The organism is Solirubrobacter pauli (assembly GCF_003633755.1).
In the GTDB taxonomy this organism is placed as follows: domain Bacteria; phylum Actinomycetota; class Thermoleophilia; order Solirubrobacterales; family Solirubrobacteraceae; genus Solirubrobacter; species Solirubrobacter pauli.
Map to the genome: position 1 here is coordinate 189,187 of NZ_RBIL01000003.1, position 17,939 is coordinate 207,125.

The 17,939-nt window shown below is 71.9% G+C and carries 19 protein-coding genes; 9 read left to right on the forward strand and 10 right to left on the reverse strand.

Annotation, left to right across the window (positions count from 1 at the left end):
* Positions 1-36: 36 nt before the first annotated feature.
* Genes C8N24_RS32585 through pgeF form a run of 3 tightly spaced genes read left to right on the forward strand, consistent with a single transcriptional unit; the run spans position 37 to position 3,356 of the window.
* Positions 37-1,371 (forward strand): MurL-like N-terminal domain-containing, encoded by a 1,335-nt coding sequence (locus tag C8N24_RS32585; RefSeq protein WP_121258500.1) that lies wholly within the window; start codon positions 37-39, stop codon positions 1,369-1,371.
* The gene (gene murD, locus C8N24_RS32590; RefSeq protein ID WP_121258502.1) at positions 1,352-2,644 is read left to right on the forward strand and encodes a UDP-N-acetylmuramoyl-L-alanine--D-glutamate ligase; all 1,293 of its coding nucleotides are present in this window, start codon (positions 1,352-1,354) and stop codon (positions 2,642-2,644) included. Before C8N24_RS32585 ends, murD begins: the two co-directional genes overlap by 20 nt.
* Positions 2,634-3,356: a peptidoglycan editing factor PgeF gene (gene pgeF / locus C8N24_RS32595; RefSeq protein WP_121258504.1), complete on the forward strand. Its 723-nt coding sequence runs from the start codon at positions 2,634-2,636 to the stop codon at positions 3,354-3,356. Before murD ends, pgeF begins: the two co-directional genes overlap by 11 nt.
* A 9-nt stretch (positions 3,357-3,365) precedes the next feature.
* Here the strand turns inward: pgeF and C8N24_RS32600 are convergent, their stop codons facing one another.
* Both C8N24_RS32600 and C8N24_RS32605 read right to left on the reverse strand, forming a co-directional pair.
* Positions 3,366-4,136: a bestrophin-like domain gene (locus C8N24_RS32600; RefSeq protein WP_121258506.1), complete on the reverse strand. Its 771-nt coding sequence runs from the start codon at positions 4,134-4,136 to the stop codon at positions 3,366-3,368.
* The gene (locus C8N24_RS32605) at positions 4,133-4,705 is read right to left on the reverse strand and encodes an LmbU family transcriptional regulator (protein ID WP_342794848.1); all 573 of its coding nucleotides are present in this window, start codon (positions 4,703-4,705) and stop codon (positions 4,133-4,135) included. Before C8N24_RS32605 ends, C8N24_RS32600 begins: the two co-directional genes overlap by 4 nt.
* A 361-nt stretch (positions 4,706-5,066) precedes the next feature.
* Here C8N24_RS32605 and C8N24_RS32610 point away from each other — a divergent pair, with 361 nt between their 5' ends.
* The 6 genes from C8N24_RS32610 (at position 5,067) to C8N24_RS32630 (ending at position 9,116) form a co-directional block, all read left to right on the forward strand.
* On the forward strand, positions 5,067-6,146 hold the full coding sequence (locus tag C8N24_RS32610) for a hypothetical protein (protein WP_121258511.1): 1,080 nt from the start codon (positions 5,067-5,069) through the stop codon (positions 6,144-6,146).
* 71 nt (positions 6,147-6,217) lie between these two features.
* On the forward strand, positions 6,218-7,219 hold the full coding sequence (locus tag C8N24_RS32615; protein ID WP_121258513.1) for a hypothetical protein: 1,002 nt from the start codon (positions 6,218-6,220) through the stop codon (positions 7,217-7,219).
* Positions 7,220-7,221: 2 nt separating this feature from the next.
* Complete coding sequence (locus tag C8N24_RS32620; RefSeq protein WP_147448109.1) at positions 7,222-7,767, forward strand: glycoside hydrolase family 19 protein; 546 nt, start codon at positions 7,222-7,224, stop codon at positions 7,765-7,767.
* Positions 7,768-7,817: 50 nt separating this feature from the next.
* Positions 7,818-8,498, forward strand: a complete 681-nt coding sequence (locus C8N24_RS32625; protein WP_121258517.1) for a M15 family metallopeptidase — start codon at positions 7,818-7,820, stop codon at positions 8,496-8,498.
* Positions 8,495-8,641 (forward strand): hypothetical protein, encoded by a 147-nt coding sequence (locus C8N24_RS34485; protein WP_170179583.1) that lies wholly within the window; start codon positions 8,495-8,497, stop codon positions 8,639-8,641. Before C8N24_RS32625 ends, C8N24_RS34485 begins: the two co-directional genes overlap by 4 nt.
* Positions 8,642-8,645: 4 nt before the next feature.
* On the forward strand, positions 8,646-9,116 hold the full coding sequence (locus tag C8N24_RS32630) for a hypothetical protein (RefSeq protein ID WP_121258519.1): 471 nt from the start codon (positions 8,646-8,648) through the stop codon (positions 9,114-9,116).
* 2 nt (positions 9,117-9,118) lie between these two features.
* On the opposite strand, the gene C8N24_RS32635 is transcribed toward C8N24_RS32630, so the two are convergent.
* Genes C8N24_RS32635 through C8N24_RS32670 form a run of 8 tightly spaced genes read right to left on the reverse strand, consistent with a single transcriptional unit; the run spans position 9,119 to position 17,869 of the window.
* Entirely contained in the window at positions 9,119-10,096 is a 978-nt protein-coding gene (locus tag C8N24_RS32635; protein WP_121258521.1) for an aldo/keto reductase, read from the reverse strand.
* A gap of 60 nt (positions 10,097-10,156) precedes the next feature.
* Entirely contained in the window at positions 10,157-11,341 is a 1,185-nt protein-coding gene (locus C8N24_RS32640; protein ID WP_121258523.1) for an aldose epimerase family protein, read from the reverse strand.
* Positions 11,342-11,357: 16 nt separating this feature from the next.
* Positions 11,358-12,794, reverse strand: a complete 1,437-nt coding sequence (locus C8N24_RS32645; RefSeq protein ID WP_121258525.1) for an L-arabinose isomerase family protein — start codon at positions 12,792-12,794, stop codon at positions 11,358-11,360.
* A complete protein-coding gene (locus C8N24_RS32650) occupies positions 12,781-13,434 on the reverse strand; it encodes an L-ribulose-5-phosphate 4-epimerase (RefSeq protein WP_121258527.1) in 654 nt (217 codons plus the stop codon). The genes C8N24_RS32645 and C8N24_RS32650 overlap by 14 nt, the downstream gene beginning before the upstream one ends.
* Positions 13,427-14,980, reverse strand: a complete 1,554-nt coding sequence (locus C8N24_RS32655; RefSeq protein ID WP_121258529.1) for a ribulokinase — start codon at positions 14,978-14,980, stop codon at positions 13,427-13,429. The genes C8N24_RS32650 and C8N24_RS32655 overlap by 8 nt, the downstream gene beginning before the upstream one ends.
* Positions 14,977-15,741 carry an ATP-binding cassette domain-containing protein gene (locus C8N24_RS32660; RefSeq protein WP_121258531.1) on the reverse strand — a complete coding sequence of 255 codons (765 nt, stop codon included), beginning with the start codon at positions 15,739-15,741 and terminating at the stop codon, positions 14,977-14,979. The genes C8N24_RS32655 and C8N24_RS32660 overlap by 4 nt, the downstream gene beginning before the upstream one ends.
* Positions 15,734-16,780 carry an ABC transporter permease gene (locus C8N24_RS32665; RefSeq protein ID WP_121258533.1) on the reverse strand — a complete coding sequence of 349 codons (1,047 nt, stop codon included), beginning with the start codon at positions 16,778-16,780 and terminating at the stop codon, positions 15,734-15,736. The genes C8N24_RS32660 and C8N24_RS32665 overlap by 8 nt, the downstream gene beginning before the upstream one ends.
* 3 nt (positions 16,781-16,783) lie before the next feature.
* Positions 16,784-17,869 carry a sugar ABC transporter substrate-binding protein gene (locus tag C8N24_RS32670; protein ID WP_211340251.1) on the reverse strand — a complete coding sequence of 362 codons (1,086 nt, stop codon included), beginning with the start codon at positions 17,867-17,869 and terminating at the stop codon, positions 16,784-16,786.
* Between the last annotated feature and the right edge of the window lie 70 nt (positions 17,870-17,939).

Genomic DNA, 17,939 nt, shown 5'->3' on the forward strand with positions numbered 1-17,939 from the left:
CTTGCGAGAGAAGGGCTGAGTACCCTCTTGCGCGGTTTGTTCGACCCCTCGAAGTACCGCACGTTCCGCTTCACCGAACGCTCGCTCTCGGCCGACGGCGCCGTCCGCCTCGCGTACGCCCTCGACGACGAGCACGAGTTCGTCGAGACGTTCGAGGTGCCCGTCGCGCCGGGCGCCGACCTGGCCGCAGCCGAGCCGATCCTCGACCTGCTGCACTGGGTCGCGGGCGTCAGCTACTACAAGACCGCGGCGCCGCCCGAGGTGGCGTGCGAGACCGGCGCGCCCGGGCCCGCCGCCGCGTCGTTCCTGGAGGCGCTGTACTCGGAGGGGCTCGGCGAGTTCGCGGTCGTCAACCAGCTCGGCAAGCTGCCGCGGCCGCGATTCCCGCGCGACGGCGCCAAGGCGGCCGGCGAGCCCGTGCGCCGCGTCCCCACCCGCGTGCTGGTGCCGGTCGGCGGCGGCAAGGACTCGATCGTGGCGCTGGAGATCGTGCGCCGGTCGGGACTGGACTTCACGCTGTTCTCGGTCCGCGACGACCCGGCGATGCAGCGCACGGCCGCCGTGGCCGAGGTGGAGCGGCTGGTCGCCCAGCGGCGGCTCCCGCTGCAGCAGCTCGGCGAGCTCAACCGGTCGGGCGCGCTCAACGGGCACGTGCCGATCACGGCGATCGTGTCCTGCGTGGCGCTGCTGACCGCGGCGCTGAACGGCTACGACACGGTCACGCTCGCCAACGAGCGCTCGGCGTCCGCGGGCAACGTGGTCTACGACGGCGTCGAGGTCAACCACCAGTTCTCCAAGAGCGCGCGCGCCGAGGCGCTGCTGCGCGGCGCGATCGCCGAGACCGGCGCGCCCGTGGACCTCTTCTCGCTGCTGCGCCCCGCGTCGGAGCTGGGCATCGCGCGCACGTTCGCCGGCCTGCCGCAGTACCACGCCGCGTTCACGAGCTGCAACGCGATCTTCCGGCTGGACCCCGAGCTGCGGCTGTCGTCCTGGTGCGGGAACTGCCCGAAGTGCCGCTTCGTCTTCCTCGTGCTGGCGCCGTTCATGGAGCCGTCCGCGATGGAGGCGATCTTCGGCACGGCGATGCTCGACGACCTCGACCAGTACGAGGGCTTCGCGCTCCTGACGGCGACCGGCGGCCACAAGCCGTTCGAGTGCGTCGGCGAGGAGGAGGAGTCGCTCGCCGCGATCTCGCTGCTCGCCGCCGACCCGCGCTGGCGCACCCGGCCGGTGGTCGCCAAGCTCGTGGCCGAGGTGCTGGCGGTGCGGGGCGACGACTCCGGGCGCGTGTCGTCGGCGCTCTCGCTCAGCGACGCGCACAACGTGCCGGACGAGCTGATCGACCACGTGCATGCGCTTCTCCGCGCTTGACGGGCTGACGCTCGGCGTCTGGGGCGCCGGCCTCGAGACGCGCTCGTTCGCGCGGCACGTGGCTGAGCGGTTGCCCGGCGCGCGGATCGCGGTGGTGGTGCTGGAGGAGCCGGCGGAGGCGCCGGAGCTGACGGACGGCGCGCGGGTGGTCGACGCGGCGGGCGCGCCCGAAGCGCTGGCGGGCTGCGACGTCGTGGTGCGCTCCCCGGGCGTGTCGATCTACCGGCCCGAGCTGCGCGGGCTGCGCACGACCACGCCGACCGCGCTGTGGATGGCCGAGCGCGAAGGCCGCGATGTGATCGGCGTGACCGCCACCAAGGGCAAGTCGACGACGTCGAAGCTGATCGCGCACCTGATCGCGAAGGCCGGCGTGGACGTGCGGCTCGGCGGGAACATCGGGGCGCCGGCGCTCGACCTGCTCGACGACGACGCGCTGGCGGTGATCGAGCTGTCCAGCTACCAGATCGCGGACCTCGAGGCCGGCCCCGAGACCGCGGTCGTCGGCAACGTCTACGCCGAGCACGTCAACTGGCACGGGAGCGTGGACGCGTACCGGGCCGACAAGCTCCGGCTGCTGGCGCTGCCCGGTGTGCGGCGGTGCGTGCTGAACGCGACCGCGCCGCTCGTCATGGCCGCGCCGCGTGGCGCCGCGGAGCTGCGCACGTTCGGCTCCTCGCCCGGCTGGCACGTGGCCGAGGACGGCTCCGTCGTGCGCGGGGACGTCGTCGTGCGGGCGCTCCCGTTGATCGGTCGCCACAACGCGCTGAACGTCTGCGGGGCGCTCACGGCCCTGGAAGCCGTCGGCCTATCGGTGGACGACCCCGAGGCCGCGCTGGCCGACTTCGTCGGCCTGGACCACCGGCTGCAGGTCGTGCACGAGGCCGGCGGCGTGCGCTGGGTCGACGACAGCATCTCCACCGAGCCGGAGGCGGCGAAGTTCGCGGTCGAGTCCTTCCCGGAGGCGGACGTCGTGCTGATCGGCGGCGGCTTCGAGCGCGAGCAGGACTACGGCGCGCTCGGCGTCGCGCTCGCCGCGCGCGGCGCCCACGTGCTCGGCCTGCCGGACACGGGCTCGCGGCTCGTCGAGGCCGTGCGGGCCGCGGGTGGTGACGCCCGGATGGTCGCCGACCTCCCGGCGGCGGTGGCCGCCGCCCGCGGGCTCGCGCGCCCCGGCACGGTCGTCCTGCTCTCCCCCGCCGCCCCGAGCTTCAACACCCACCGGAACTTCGCGGCGCGCGGGGACCACTTCGCGGAGCTCGCCCGTGCGGCCTGACGACCGCGACGGCCTGCGCGTCTACCGCTTCGAGTCGCTGCCTGAGCGCGTCGACGCGCTCGTGACGACCCGGCTCGGCGGGATCGACCTCAGCCGTGCCGCCCGCGACACCCACGCCGACCGGGTGTTCGGCGCCTACGACGTGCCGCGCGAGGCCGCCTGGTGCGTGCAGGTCCACAGCGACGTCGTCACCGCCGTGGACGCGCCCGGCGTCGTCGAGGGCACCGACGCGCTGATCACCGACACGCCCGGCCTGCCGCTGTGCGTGATCATGGCCGACTGCGTCCCGGTGCTGCTGTACGACCCCGTCCACCACGCCCTCGGCCTGCTGCACGCGGGCTGGCAGGGCACCGTGGCCCGGCTGGCCTCCACGACGGTGCGCGCCATGGCCGGCCGCTTCGGGTCGGACCCCGCGACGCTGCTGGCCGCGATCGGCCCGTCGATCGGCCCCGACGAGTACGAGGTCGGCACGGACGTGGTCGAGCGCGCCCGGGCCGCGTACGGCGAGGACGCCCCGCTCCTGCGCCCGCACCCCGAGGACGGCAAGGCGTACTTCGACCTGTGGGGCGCGAACGCCCACGACCTGCGCTCGGCGGGCGTCGAGCGGATCGAGGTCGCCGGCATCTCCACGGCGACCGCGCTGGACGAGTTCTACTCCTGGCGCGTCGCGCGCGACGTGGGACGCTTCGCGACCATCGCGACCCTGCGCTGACGCCGGCGGTCAGCGCTCGGTGGCCCGCTCGACGAGGGCGTGGCTCGACACCGACAGCTCGCCCGAGAACGGGTGGTCGAGCAGCACCACGAGCAGCAGGTTCAGGCCGATCAGGCCGGCGACCACGACGACCATGGCGCGCTGCAGCGGCGTGGACGCCGCCTCGACCAGCAACGTGAACCCGATCAGCACGAACGCGCCGCCGAAGATCAGCACCTGCAGCGCGGCCGGCAGCCGCTCCTCGGCGAACCGCAGCCGCTCACGCCGCGTGGCGACCAGCGCGTCAAGCGTCGCGATCGTCTCCTCGTAGAACACGCCCTGCACGTCGCTCCGCGGCGGATGGCGCTGCACCGCCGCGTACAGGCCGTCGATCTCGCGCCACGCCTGCGGGCTCAGCCGCCCGTCCCGCATCTGCTCCCACTCGGACGCGACCACGACGCGCGTGTAGGCGTCCAGCCGGCGGGCGACGTCGGCTTGCGCGGCGGCGTCGAACGCGCCGAAGTGGCGGGTCACCTGCTCGATCTCCGTGGCCTCGGCGCGAACGGTGGCGCCGGCGTCCTGGTAGTCCTGGTACAGGACGACGACCACGAACGCGAGCACGATGCCGTAGACCGCGCCGACCACGCCGATCAGCACGCCGGCCGCCTCACCGCCCGTGTGCGGGCCTCGCGCACGGTGGCCGACGAGCGCGAACCCGGCCACCGCGAACAGCAGGAACGGGCCGATCACCAACGGGACCAGCGCCCAGGTCGGGAACGTGTTCAGCAGCCAGCGGGTCATCGCGGCGCGCGCGGCTCGCTCGTGCGGACGAGCGCGTCGGCGGCCGCGGCGATCCAGAGGCCGAGCGGCTGCGCGCTCGCCTCGGCCGCCTCGCGCCACTGCAGCTCCCGCTCCCGCGGCACCCGGATCCGCACGACGATCACGTGCTCGGCCACGGCCACGTCACCGGTCTCCCGCGCGTGGGCGAGCTGCCGGCGCAGCTCGTTGCGCGACCAGCGGCCGCGCTCGGCGCGGCTGAGCCACAGGTCCTGCTCGGGCTCCGCGAGCGCCGCGACCTCCGCGTGGTGCTGGAAGCTCAGCGAGTCCCGCCGGCGGGACAGCTCGAACCGGCGGGCGACCCAGACGTAGTTGCGCAGGGTCTTGTAGTCGAACGAGGTCAGGTCGATGGCGATCCGGTACCGCGAGCCGTACGCGCACTCGCCGTAGGACAGCCAGTCACCGATCCACCACGCGGACGCGGTCGAGATGCGGGCGATCTGGCGGCCCGCCGACATCCACTCGTCGAAGGTCAAACCACGACGTGCGCGAAAGCCCCGAGCCGTCGCGCTTCCGTACTTCACCAGGGACACATCCTCGCCCATCACCGCTCCCCGCTCGCACCGTCTCACCGGTGCGACTGAATGCAGAGTGCGTACGCATAACACACACCAGAGGTTTAAACAGAGAACTCCTGACTGCTGTCATGCACTCCGGAAAGCAGCCCGACTTTGCACTTAAATCCGTCGCCATGAAAGCGCGGTCCGCCAAGGGCTGATGCGGATTTTCGGCCCCCTTGACGCCTCGCCGGGCATGGGTTAGTTCTCCCAATGGCCGATGCTTCACCGAGGCGTCGGCGCTCAGCATGTCAGCGCCTCCGGACGACTCACTGTGAGTGAGTCGAGCTGCGCGACGACGCTGGGCGACACCACACACTCAAGTGAGGTCTCAGCGATGACCAGCTACAACGCCGCGTTCACACAGCTGATCCGCCGCAGCCGGCGGGCGCACTGGGGCAACTGGGGCCTGAGCCCCGACATCCGGGCGGGCGCGGTCGGCGTCGTCGATCCCGCGTCCGGGGAGTTCACGCTCGTCCAGGACCAGATGCCGGGGCTGGACGGCCGGGTCAGCAAGAGCCCGCTGCCCTCGAAGTGGCAGCTGATGTCCGAGCACGTCTCGCGTCAGCAGGCGGACGCCTCGCTCGACGGGTCAGGCGTCGACCCCGACACCGGCACCAAGATCTCCGCCGGCCTGAAGGTCAGCTGGGGTCTGGAGCGGTCCGGCTCGATGGTGTCGGAGTTCTCGATCGAATCCGAGGACACGGTCAAGGGCCTCGGCGACCTGCTCGCGCAGCAGTACGACTGGCTGCAGCAGCAGGCGTCCGCCCAGGGCATGTCCAACGGCAACGGGATCTCGCAGGGCTTCGGCGTGATCTCCAGCGTGATCTGGGCGCGCAGCGGGCTCAACGTCGCCGCCCAGAGCGACAACACGACGTACTCGATCAGCGGCTCGGCGTCCGCCGTCAACCAGCTCGTCGGCCAGGTCGAGGGCAAGGGCTCCTACACCAGCGCGACCTCGGACAAGAGCGTCGACCAGCACATCTGGCCCGACCAGAGCGGCAAGGTGGCCGACGCTCCGGTGCCGATCGCGTACCGGTTCGCGTCCTTCGAGGGCCGGACGATCATCCCCAACTGGACGATGCACCTGGGCTCCTTCCAGCTCGTGCTCAACAACCAGCACGGCGGCACCTACATCGTCAAGGGCGAGCTCAACTACGACACGCCGCGCGGGCACGTCAAGCAGGACACGTCGGTGTCCGGCGGCCTGATCGCGACGATCGGCGCGATCCCGCTCGACGCCACCAACATCAACCTGCGCCTGTCGTTCAAGGGCATGTTCAGCGACGAGCACAAGTCCTTCCACTGGGACACGCCGCTGGGCACCTGGTACGACGGCACGCGGCACGTGGACCTCTCCGGCGTCTGGCCGGGCTCCACGCACGCCACCGACGCCGAGGCCGCGCTCACCCCCTGAGGCGCGCGCAGCGTGCCGCCTCGGAGCGCACCGCTCCGGGGCGGCGCCATGCCCGGCCCGAGGAGCCTCCGATGCGCCCGACCAGACGTCGCGCCACCGTCCAGCACACCCCCGCGCAGCAGATGCTCGGCGCCGCGGAGGCGATGCTCCGCCACGCGCTCGCCTCCGGCATCGTCGTGCCCGAGGCCGTCGTGGAGACCGTCGAGCTGGCGTGCACGCACCGGCGCGCCGGCGGCGAGGGCGAGCTCGAGCCGCCGACCCCGGCGTTGCTGCGCCGGCTGGCGCGGGCCCACGCGGAGCTGGTGCGGCTGGTCGCGCCGGCCACGCCGCGGACGATCCTGCTGCTCTCGCACGGGCGGCGCTCACGGCTGGCCATGCTCGGGCCGGTGCGGCTGGTCCGCCAGATGCTGGTGGCGGTGCTCGTGCTGCTGGCGGCGTTCGTGGCGCTCTCCACGACCGACTACGTCAACGGCACCGGCGGCGACATCCTCAACTCGACGGGGCTGAGCCTGCTGGTCAACGAGCTGTTCTTCCTCGCCGCCGGCGGGCTGGGAGCGGCGTTCTCGGCGCTCTTCACCGCCTACCGGTACATCGCCGAGGGCACGTACGACCCGAAGTTCGAGTCGAGCTACTGGCTGCGGTTCATCCTCGGCCTGATGGCCGGGCTGCTGCTGCCGGCCCTGGTCCCCCTCGGCGCGGACGCCGAGGCCGAAGGGATCTCGCGCCCGCTGCTCGCCCTGCTCGGCGGCTTCTCGGCCTCGGTGCTCTACCGGATCCTCGAGCGGCTCGTCGGCGCCGTCGAGTCCCTCGTCCGGGCCGACTCGCGGGAGCTGCGTGCGGCGCGCCGCGCGGCGGACCTCGCGCAGGCGTCCGACCGGGCGCGGCTGGAGCGGCTGGAGCTGGTCGGGCACCTGCGGCGGCTCGAGCAGCAGGCGCGCGCCGGCGGCACCCCGGACCAGCTCGCCGAGGACCTCGGCCGGATGGTCGGGACGCTCCTCCCCGTCGCGCCGCAGGACGCCGACGACGCGTCGGACGAGCACCCACAACCCCTGATCAGCCCTCCCGCGAGGTGACCATGAGCGACACCACGATCAGCCCCGCCGCGCTGCGGCACGTCTGCCCCAACCTGAGCGCGGCGGACGCGGCGCGGATCGCCGCCGGCCTCGGTGAGGCGTTCACGCGCTACGGCATCACCACCGAGCGCCGGGCCGCGATGGCCGTCGCCCAGTGGGCGCACGAGTCCGCGAACTTCCGCACCAGCCGCGAGTACGCGTCGGGCGCCGCCTACGAGGGCCGCAAGGACCTCGGCAACACCCGGCGCGGCGACGGCGTGCGCTTCAAGGGCCGCGGCCGGATCATGATCACCGGCCGGGCCAACTACGCCGCCATGGGCAAGGCGCTCGGCCTGGACCTCACCGCGCACCCGGAGCTGCTTGAGCGGTCGCCCTACAGCGAGCTCGTCTCCGGCCAGTGGTGGAAGGACCACGGCTGCAACGAGCTGTGTGACAAAGATGACTTCGTCGGGCTCACGCGGCGCATCAACGGGGGCCTGAACGGCCTCGCCGACCGGCAGCTGCTCTACGGCCGTGCCCGGCAGGTCGATCTGCGTCCGCACACCTGACGGACTTACACACACATGCGCGCTCACCCGTGCACTTACTGGAGGAAGACATGGCACTGAACGGCAAGCTCGCCGACGCCGACCTGGCGGACATCCCCGGTGGGCGCCTGCGCAAGGACGCCGCCGAGGCGTGGCTCGCGATGCGCGCCTACATCGGCAAGACCAAGGGCGTGTGGATCTGCCCCACCTCGTTCCGCACCGCGTACCGGCCGTACGCCGACCAGGAGTACTTCTGGAACCTCTACCAGCGCGGTGGAGGTGCCCTGGCGGCGCGCCCGGGCACCTCCAACCACGGCTGGGGCATCGCGGTCGACCTGCCGTCGCCGGCGATGCAGGCCGCGGTGCGGGCGTGCGGGCACGAGTTCGGATGGGGCATCCGCGGCGGCAAGCTCAGCAGCGACGCGCCCAGCGAGGCGTGGCACTGCACGTTCCACCCCGGCACCTATCCGGCCGTCGGGCGCAACCGCCCCAAGCCCCGGCCGCACCCCTACCACGCGCTCACGGACGGCGAGCGCGCCGCGCGGAACATCCTGGTGAAGGAGCGCCGGATCGCCCGCCGCCACGGCGGCTGGAGCAAGGTCGACCAGTCACACCTGACACGTGCGGCGGCAGCCAAGCGCGACATCCGCGCGCAGCTGGCGCGGATCGCCGAGGCCGCTCGGTCCGACGGCTGGGACAAGCATCAGCGCCGTGTCCGGCACGACTACCTGAAGAAGCTGGTGAGCCGATGAGCGACCCCGACCCGCGTGCCCTGCCACCTGACTTCGACGCACCCGGACAGGTGGACTACCCCGACCCGGCGTTCGACGACGACCACGAGGACGACGTCCTCGAGACGCCCGACGCCGACGAACCCGACCCCATCGAGGAGTGATCGCATGAACCTCGTCCTGCTCTGCCACGGCGCGCTGTCCGAGTTCGGCTCGTTCGAGCTGGGCGCCGACCAGGAGGTCCAGTATCGCGGCAACTTCGGCGAGTCGCTGGAGCCGCCCGTCGCCGCGGCGCTGTTCAAGGCCCTGGTGCAGAACCCGACCGTGACCGAGCGCCAGATCGCCACCCAGATCAGCGGGTACCACCAAGAGCCGGTGCTGGCCGGCCCGCGGTCCGTGAAGCCGGACATCAAGCTGTGGGCCACGACGTCGCCGCCGTGCTTCGTGATGGACCTCACGACCCGTCAGTGGGGGCGGCTGGCGCCGACCTTCCGCAGCACGCTCGGGCAGGTGGTGCGGGGCCTCGGCGCCCCGCTCCACCTGGACCTGCTGTGCTGCACCGAGCTGCCGGACTTCAAGGACCGGGCGGTGGTCGACCCCGCTCTCGAGGTCAAGACCTGGGCGCAGATCTTCCAGTAGGCCTACCAGCGCTGGTGCACGTAGGGCGCGATGCGCTCGCCATAGACCGCGCGCACCCGCTCCATCGTCGCCGCGTCCAGCGCCGGAAGGTCCGCGGCCGCCGCGTTCGCGCTCGCCTGCTCGGGCGAGCGCGCGCCCGGGATGACGGTGGAGACCGCGTCGTGCATGAGGATCCAGCGCAGGGCGAACTGCGCGAGCGTCGCGTCGCCGCCCACGAGCGGGCGCAGCTCCTCGACCGCGTCGAGGCCGACCTCGAACGGCACGCCGGCGAACGTCTCGCCCACGTCGAACGCCTCGCCCTGGCGGTTGAACGTGCGGTGGTCGTCGGCCGCGAACGTCGTCTCGCGCGTGTACTTGCCCGACAGCAGGCCGGAGGCGAGCGGCACCCGCACGATCACGCCGACCCCGCGGCGCGCGGCCTCGGCGAAGAACAGCCCCGCCGGCCGCTGGCGGAACGGGTTGAAGATGATCTGGACGCTCGCGACGTTCGGGTACTCGATCGCCTTCAGCGCCTCCTCGACGCGCTCGACGCTCACGCCGTAGGCGGCGATCCGCCCTTCCTCGACCATCCGGTCGAGGTCCTCGAACACCTCCGGGTGGAAGTACAGGTCGGTCGGCGGGCAGTGCAGCTGCACGAGGTCGAGCGTCTCCATCCCGAGGTTCTCGCGCGACCGGTCGTTCCACTCGCGGAAGTGCTCGGGCGAGTAGTTCTCGACGGTCTGCTCGAGCCGCCGGCCCATCTTCGTCGCCACCACGATGCCGTCGCGCTCGCGCCGCAGCCGGCCGACGAGCCGCTCCGAGCGCCCGTCGCCGTACACGTCGGCGGTGTCGAAGAACGTCACGCCGGCGTCGGCCGCCGCGTGGAGCGTCTTGATCGCGGTGTCCTCGTCGACGTCGCCCCAGTCGGCGCCGACCTGCCAGGCGCCGAAGCCGATCTCCGAGATCTGGTGTCCGGTCCGTCCCAGTGTCCGTGTCTGCATGGGCAGGCTCTACCCGGCCGCCTCCCTCGATCCTTCCGAAGGAGGCGGCCGGGCGGCGGTTCAGCCGACGGTCGAGAACGCGTAGACCGTCGTCGTCGCGTACGTCTGGCCCGGGCGCAGCGTCGTGGACGGGAAGCCGGGCTTGTTCGGCGAGTCCGGGAAGTGCTGGGTCTCCAGGCACAGCCCGTCGCCCTGCCGGTACTGGCGGCCGCTGGTGCCGTACAGCGTGCCGTCGAGGAAGTTGCCGGAGTAGAACTGCAGCCCGGGCTCCTCGGTCAGCACGGTCAGCATGCGCCCGCTCCCCGGGTCGACGAGCTGCGCGGCCGTGTTCAGGTCGTGCCCGCGGTTCGGGTTGAGCACGAAGTTGTGGTCGTAGCCGCGCCCGTAGACGAGCTGCTGGTCGTTCCCGCGGATGCGGGCGCCGATCGGCGTGAAGGCGCGGAAGTCGAACGGCGTGCCGGCCACCGGTGGCGTCGCGCCGGTCGGGATCAGCCCCGCGTCCACCGGCGTGTAGCGGTCGGCGTTGATCCGCAGCAGATGGCCTTCGATCGAGCCCGAGCCCTCACCGGCCAGGTTGAAGTACGCGTGGTTGGTGAGGTTGACCACGGTCGGCTTGTCGGTCGTGGCCCTGTAGTCCATCTGCAGCCGGTTGCGGTTGTCGAGCGAGTAGACGACGGTGACCGGCAGACGGCCCGGGAAGCCGCCCTCGCCGTCGGCGCTGACCCGCGTGAGCTTCACGCCCACGGACCTGAAGGTCCGCACCGCCTCGGCCGACCACACCTGCTTGTCGAACCCCTTGAAGCCGCCGTGCAACGTGTTGCCGTTGTTGTTGGCGTCGAGGGTGAACGTGGTCCCGTCGAGGGTGAACTTCGCGCCGCCGATCCGGTTGCCGTAGCGGCCGATGATCGCGCCGAAGTACGGGTTGGACTTCACGTACGCGTCGCTCGTGTAGCCGTCGATCGAGTCGAATCCGAGCACGACGTTCGCCGGGCGCCCGCGCCGGTCGGGCGCGACCAGCTGTTGCACGATCCCGCCGTAGGTGAGGATCGACACCGTCATGCCGTTGCTGTTGCGCAGCGTGTAGCGGTCGATCGCGGTGCCGCCCATGCTCGCCGGCAGGTTCCCGAAGCCGGCCTTGGTGACGCTCAGGCCACCCCCACCCGTCTTGGACCTCGCACCGGCGGGCGCGGACAGCGCGCCGCTCATGACTGCCGTGCAGAGCACGGCGACCAGCAGCCTGGTCATTTGCTCCTCCTGGGGTTTAGATGACGGCGAGCTCGAGCCCTGCGAGCTCGCTGAACAACTGCCAGGCGTGCGCCTGCCGGCCGGGGTTGAGCACCTGGTGGTGCGGGCCTCCGAGGCGCAGCCAGGCGTCCATGCAGTCCCGCACTCCGGAGTCCGGCCGGAAGTGCCCGTACGGCATCTCGAGGTGCGGCAGCTCGGCGGTGTCGAGCACCTCCCCTTCCACGACCAGCAGCCGGAAGCGCTCACCGCCGAGGGAGACGAGCGTCGCGAGCGTCGCCGGGCCGGGCGCGTACTGGAAGAGGAACGTCGGCGGGTCGCCAAGCCCGCCGATGCCGAGCGGCCGCTTGATCAGCCGCACGGGCCGATCCGGGCGCGCGAGGCGCCAGTTGCCTTCGCCCATGTGGCTCATCAGGATCGAGTCGGTGGCGAAGTCCATGGCGTACATCTCGGTGAACTGGGTCTCGCCCAGCAGCGTCCGCGCGGCGCACATCAGCGCCGCCGTGAGCGCGTCGCCCTCGGCGCCGTAGCCGTAGCCCGTCGCCATCAGGCTCGACGCGGCCGCGAGCGGGAGCCGGCCGAAGCGGCCGTCCTCGGCGATCGCGCCGAAGTGCGCCGAGTACGCGCCGTAGCCACCCTCGCGCAGCACGCGCTCGAGGCCGAGCTGCATCCGCGCGTGCTCCTCGCGTTCGGCCGGCAGCAGGCGCGGGTCCACCTCGAACTGCGCGTCCTCGGCCGCGAGCAGCGCCGCCACCTCGTCTGCCTCGACGGCCCCCGCGGCGCGGTGCAGCGCGCCCGGGGCGAGCGCGTCGACCTGCGGCCCGAGCGAGCGCAGCAGCGCGTGCTCGTCCACGCGGATGTCACCCATGCCGTTCATCGCGTAGCCGATGACCGCGATCCGCAGCTCGCGCCAGCGGGAGACCGCCGCCGCCGCGCGCGCCCACGCGCCGATCGCCGCGCGGAAGGCGTCGCTCCGCCAGTCGTCGGTGACGACCGTGAACGGCCGACCGGCCCGCACCATCGCGTTGGCCGTGTCCTGCGCGCCGTGGATGCCCTGGTTGTAGGTGAGGTCGCCCATGTCCCAGGCGGACGTGACGTCCGGCACCGGCTGGATGTTCGCGAGGCACACCGGCAGCGGCGTGCGCGCGAGCGCCCGCGCGACGCGCATCGCCGGCCCGTAGGTGAGCATCACCACCAGCAGGCCGTCGACGCCGCGCTGCTCGAGCTCGCGCACGCGCGCCTCGATCCCGTCGCGGTCCTTGACGGGTGCGCCGGCGTCGACGTCCGCCACGTCCGCCAGGGCCGCGGCGACGTCCTCGCCGAACGCGCCCTGGCGCGCCGTGATGCCGGGCAGCATCACGTCGTAGAGGTCCTGCATCACCCCGAGCATCCCGACGCGGGGCGGCGTGGCCTCGGGCGGGGCGAGCACGGGAGCGTGGGTTTCAGTGCTGGCCATAGACGTTCTGGTAGCGGTGGTAGAGGGCGTCGACGCTCTCGGCGTCGAGCGGCACGAGTGGACCGAGCGAGCGCGCCGCGTGCACGACCCGCGCGGCGTCCTCGCACATCACGGCGGCCTTGACGGCGTCCCGCGGCCCGCGGCCGACGGTGAACACGCCGTGGGCGCGCATCAGCACCGCGCACGAGCGGTGGTGCGCGAGCGTCTCGACGACCCCGCGGCCGATCGCGTCGTCGCCGATCAGCGCGAACGGGCCGACCGGGATCTCGCCACCGAACTCGTCGGCCATCGCCGTCATCACGCACGGGATCGGCTCGCCGTGGATCGCCCACGCGGTGGCGTACGGGCTGTGCGTGTGCGCGATCCCGCCGACGTCCGGCAGCTCGCGGTAGATGTGCCCGTGCGTGGCCGCGTCGCTCGACGGCGCGAGCGCGTCCTCGACGGGCACGCCGTCGAAGTCGCACAGCACCATCCGCTCGGGCCGCAGGTCGTCGTAGGCGATCCCGCTGGGCTTGATCACCAGCAGCTCGTCGCTGCCCGGGACGCGCGCGGAGACGTTGCCGCTCGTCCAGGCGACCAGCCCGTTGCGCGGCAGCTCGGCGTGCAACGCGCACAGCTCGCGGCGCAGGTCGTCAACCATGGGCCAGCTCCCGTGGGCGCACCTCCCGCAGCCGGTGCATGACGTCGTCGCCGCCCCGGCCGAAGTGGTCGTGCAGGCGGACGTAGCGCGCGTACAGCGCGTCGTAGGCGCCGGCGCGTGCCTCGTCCGGCACGTACGCGTCGCGCACGAGCGAGCCCATCGCAGCCGACGCCGCACGGATGTCGGGATGCAGGCCGGCGGCGACCGCGGCGTGCATCGCCGCGCCGAGCGCCGGGCCCTGCTCGGAGCCGATCACGTGGATCGGCATCCGCGTCACGTCGGCGTACACCTGCATCACGAACGGGTTCTGGATCAACCCGCCCGCGGCCATCAGCTCGCCCGCCGGCAGCCCGGCCGCGGTGAACGCGTCGAGGATCACGCGCGTGCCGAACGCGGTCGCCTCCACCAGCGCGCGATAGAGGTCCTCCGGGCGGGTGGCGAGCGTGAGCCCGACGAACACGCCGCTGAGCTCGTGGTCGACGAGCACGGAGCGGTTGCCGTTCAGCCAGTCGAGCGCGAGCAGGCCGTGCGCGCCGACCTCCTGCGCGCTCGCCAACCGCGACAGGCGCTCGTGGTCGCCGCCGACCAGGTCCACGAGCCACGCGAAGCAGTCGCCGACGCCGGTCTGGCCCGCCTCGTAGCCGTACAGGCCGCCGACGATGCCGTCGCGCACGACGCCGCACATGCCCGGCACCTCGGCCAGGCGGTCCGCGCTCATCACGTGGCAGGTGGACGTGCCCATGATCATCAGCAGCTGCCCGGGGTCGATGGCCTGGGCCGCGGGTGCGGTGACGTGGGCGTCGACGTTGCCCACCGCCACCGCGATCCCGGGTCGCAGGCCCGTCCATGCCGCCGCTTCGGGGGAGAGGGTGCCGGAGGGTGCACCGAGCGGCAGGAGTGGGCCGTCGAGCTTGGACAGCAGGTCGGCGAAGCGGTCGTCGAGCGCACGCAGGAAGTCCGCGCTCGGGTACGTGCCGTCCTGGTGGATCGCCTTGTACCCGGCGAGCGCGGCGTTGCGCGTCTCGCGCCCGCAGAGCCGCCAGGTGATCCAGTCGGCCGCTTCGATCCAGCGGTCGGTGCGCGTGTACAGCTCCGGGTCGGACTCGAGCAGGTGCAGTGCCTTGGCCACCGCCCATTCGGACGAGATCCGACCGCCGTAGCGGGCGAGCCACGGCTCGCCGCGCTCGCGGGCGAGCGCGTTGATGCGGTCGGCCTGCGGCTGCGCCGCGTGGTGCTTCCACAGCCGCACCGGGCCGAGCGGCGCGCCGTCGGCGCGGGTCGGCAGCGGCGAGCTGGCGGTGAAGGCGGTGGCGACGCCGGCGATCTGGCCGGGGTCGACGCCGGCCGCGGCGACCGCTTCGGGCACGGCGTGCTGGAGCGCCGCCACGTAGTCGGCGGGGTCCTGGAGCGCCCACTGCGGCTCGGGCGTCATCACGCCGTGCGGGTACTCGAACACCGCCGTGCCCAGCTCGGCGCCGTCGCGCGCGTCGACGACGAGCGCCCGCGCGGACAGCGTGCCGAAGTCCACCCCCACCACGCAGGTCATGACGCCGCCATCCGCGCCCGCCGGTACTCGCTGACGACGAGCTCGGTCAGCTCCTCGATCGACGTCTCGGCGGTCGGCTTGTCGAACGCGATCACGCCGTCCTGGATCAGGTTCACGCGGTCGCAGCTCGCGAGCACGTGGACGTAGTTGTGCAGCACGAGGATCATCGCCACCTCGCCCGAGTCCTTCAGCCGCTGGATCAGGTCCAGGATGCGCGCGCCCTCCTTCGCGCCCATCGCCGCGAGCGGCTCGTCGAGCAGCAGGATGTCCGCCGCCGAGTGCACGGTGCGCGCGACCGCGATCGCCTGCCGTTGCCCGCCCGAGAGTTTCGCGACGGGCGCGTTGAGGTTCGGGATGTTGATGCCGATCTCGTCGAGCGCCGTGCGCGTCTGGGTGCGCATCTCCCGGTTCTTGAGGAACGGAATCGGCCGGTGCACGTGCTCGCGGCGCAGGAACATGTTCTGGAACACGGACAACTCGTCGATCAGCGCGAGGTCCTGGTAGACGGCGTCGATGCCGAGCGAGCGCGCGTGGTCGACGCTCTTGGGCTCGTACGGCTCGCCGCGCAGGGTCATCGTCCCGGTGTCGGGCTTCTCGAAGCCGCACAGGATCTTCATCAGCGTCGACTTGCCCGCGCCGTTGTCGCCGAGCAGCCCGAGCACCTCGCCCTTGCGCAGCGTCAGGTTGAGGTCCCGCAGCGCGACCACCGGGCCGAAGCTCTTGGTCACGTGCTCCACCTGGAGGACGACGTCGTCAGGCACTGGTCCTCGCCCGCCCCACGTAGGTGTTCGCGGCCATCGCGAGGATGATCGCCAGGCCCAGGTAGAAGTTCAGGTAGTCGGCGTTGACGCCGGTGATGATGAGCCCGTCGTTGAGCACGCCGAGCAGCAGGGCGCCCAGCAGCGCGCCCACCACCGTGCCCGAGCCGCCGGCCAGCAACGTGCCGCCGATCACCGCCGCCGCGATGCCGCCGAACAGCACCTCGTTGGCGCCGCTCGGGTCCGGCTGCACGGATGTGGTGCGCACGGCCTCGAGCACGCCGACCAGCCCCGCGCACAGCGAGCACAGGACGAAGTTGCGGGTGATCACGAGCCGCGTGCGGATGCCCGCCTCCGCCGCGCCGACGCGGTTGCTGCCGACCGCGACCGTGTAGATCCCCCAGCGCGTGAAGCTCAGCACGAGCTGGAGCGCGACCACGATCGCGAGCGCCCAGATCAGCTCCGAGTAGGTGCTGCCGCCGAAGATCTTCGCGAACGTCGTCGCGCCTTCCAGCACATCGGTGCCCGGCGTCGCGACGGGCTGAGCGTCGGACACGATCAGCGTGAGGCCGGTCAACGCGAGCAGCATCCCGAGCGTGGTGATGAACGAGTTGATGCGCAGCACCGTCGTCAGCACCCCGTTGGCCAGGCCGACGAGCACGCACATCCCCAGCGCGAGCACGAACGCGAGCGTGAGCGGGACGCCGGCGATGTAGAACTCGTGGAACATGAACGGCGCGAACAGGTAGACCGCGCCGATCGACAGGTCGATCTCCCCGTTGATCATCAGGAAGACCTCGCCGGCCGCGAGGATCGCGAACGGCGCGAAGTACGGCAGCAGCGTCTTGAAGTTCTCCCACGTCATGAACGCGTCGGTGGTCGCGGCGAAGTACGCCGCGACCAGCACCGTGATGACGATCACGCTGCCCTCGCGCAGGGTGAGCAGACGTTTGGCGAGGCCGAGCGCGCGGCCGCGCGGACGGGGCTCGCGCGCCGGCGCCGCCGCCTTCGGCGGCTCGTCGATGATGGCTCCTGCGGGCATGCGCTAGGACGCCGTGACGCCCGCGGTCTCCGCGTTGCCCTCGTAGCGCGACTTGGTCGTCACGTACGGGACCACGGTGTCCTTGGTCAGGAACTTGAGGCCGGTGTTGACCTCCGACGGACCCGTCAGCGTCTTCGACGCCTTGTACATGAAGAGCTGGAAGACGGGATAGAAGCCCTGCAGGTAGGGCTGCTGGTCGATCGTGAAGTCGATCTGATCGGCCTGGAGCAGCTTCATCGTCGGCTCGAGCAGGTCGTAGCCGCCGCCCTTGACGCCTTTCTCGCGCAGCTTGTACTTCTGGATCACCTGCGCGACGGCCTGGGTGCTGCCGGCGTCGACGGCGAACATGCCCTTGACGTCCTTGTGACCGACGTAGTACGCGTCGATCGTGGACAGCTCCTTCGGCAGCGCGGCGCCGGTGGCGATCGTGTCGATCTTGATCGACGCGCCCGACTTCTTGATGGCGTCGATCGCGCCGTCGATGCGCGGCTGGATGTTGAGCGCGCCCGGCGTGGCGATGAACAGCGCGACTCTGCCCTCCCCCACCAGGTCGACGATCCGCTTGCCCATCTCCTGACCGGACACGAACAGGTCCTGGCCGATGTACGACAGCCGCGCGTTGGCGACGTCGGCGTTGTAGCCGACGACCGGGATGCCGGCGTCCAGCGCGCGCTGCACCGGGTCGTTGAACGCCTTCTCGTCCACGAGGCAGACCGCGATGCCGTCCGCCTTCGCGCTGATCGCGCTGTTGAACGCGTTGACCATCTCGTTCACGTTCGCGCTCTCGGACCCCGTCCACTGGAAGCTGCAGTTGACGAGCTTGCACGCGTCCTCCGCGCCGTAGCGGGTCGGGACGAAGAACGGGTTCGTCGTCACGTGGTTGACGAACACGAACCGCATCTTCTTCTGCTCGCCGAACAGGCCGGGCGCGGGCGACCCCTGGGCCTTGGCCGCCTGATCGGGGTCATCGTCACCGCCGAAGAGCCCGCAGCCGCTCAGCACGTAGGCGGCGACGCCCGCGGCACCGCCGGTAAGGGCCGTGCGACGGGTGAGCTCGTTCCAGCGGTGGGGGACGTCTTGGTCAGACACCGTCGCTGCTCCTCTCTCCTCCAGGGCGAAGCGCTGTGTTAGCGCTCACATCGCGGCCCGCACGTTAGCG

Bases quoted from the DNA above. Each gene is read 5' to 3' on its own strand.
- murD (WP_121258502.1), top strand. From the start codon at position 1,352: ATGCGCTTCTCCGCGCTTGACGGGCTGACGCTCGGCGTCTGGGGCGCC.
- C8N24_RS32600 (WP_121258506.1), bottom strand. From the start codon at position 4,136: ATGACCCGCTGGCTGCTGAACACGTTCCCGACCTGGGCGCTGGTCCCG.
- C8N24_RS32610 (WP_121258511.1), top strand. From the start codon at position 5,067: ATGACCAGCTACAACGCCGCGTTCACACAGCTGATCCGCCGCAGCCGG.
- C8N24_RS32615 (WP_121258513.1), top strand. From the start codon at position 6,218: ATGCGCCCGACCAGACGTCGCGCCACCGTCCAGCACACCCCCGCGCAG.
- C8N24_RS32620 (WP_147448109.1), top strand. From the start codon at position 7,222: ATGAGCGACACCACGATCAGCCCCGCCGCGCTGCGGCACGTCTGCCCC.
- C8N24_RS32625 (WP_121258517.1), top strand. From the start codon at position 7,818: ATGGCACTGAACGGCAAGCTCGCCGACGCCGACCTGGCGGACATCCCC.
- C8N24_RS34485 (WP_170179583.1), top strand. From the start codon at position 8,495: ATGAGCGACCCCGACCCGCGTGCCCTGCCACCTGACTTCGACGCACCC.
- C8N24_RS32630 (WP_121258519.1), top strand. From the start codon at position 8,646: ATGAACCTCGTCCTGCTCTGCCACGGCGCGCTGTCCGAGTTCGGCTCG.
- C8N24_RS32635 (WP_121258521.1), bottom strand. From the start codon at position 10,096: ATGCAGACACGGACACTGGGACGGACCGGACACCAGATCTCGGAGATC.
- C8N24_RS32640 (WP_121258523.1), bottom strand. From the start codon at position 11,341: ATGACCAGGCTGCTGGTCGCCGTGCTCTGCACGGCAGTCATGAGCGGC.
- C8N24_RS32645 (WP_121258525.1), bottom strand. From the start codon at position 12,794: ATGGCCAGCACTGAAACCCACGCTCCCGTGCTCGCCCCGCCCGAGGCC.
- C8N24_RS32650 (WP_121258527.1), bottom strand. From the start codon at position 13,434: ATGGTTGACGACCTGCGCCGCGAGCTGTGCGCGTTGCACGCCGAGCTG.
- C8N24_RS32655 (WP_121258529.1), bottom strand. From the start codon at position 14,980: ATGACCTGCGTGGTGGGGGTGGACTTCGGCACGCTGTCCGCGCGGGCG.
- C8N24_RS32665 (WP_121258533.1), bottom strand. From the start codon at position 16,780: ATGCCCGCAGGAGCCATCATCGACGAGCCGCCGAAGGCGGCGGCGCCG.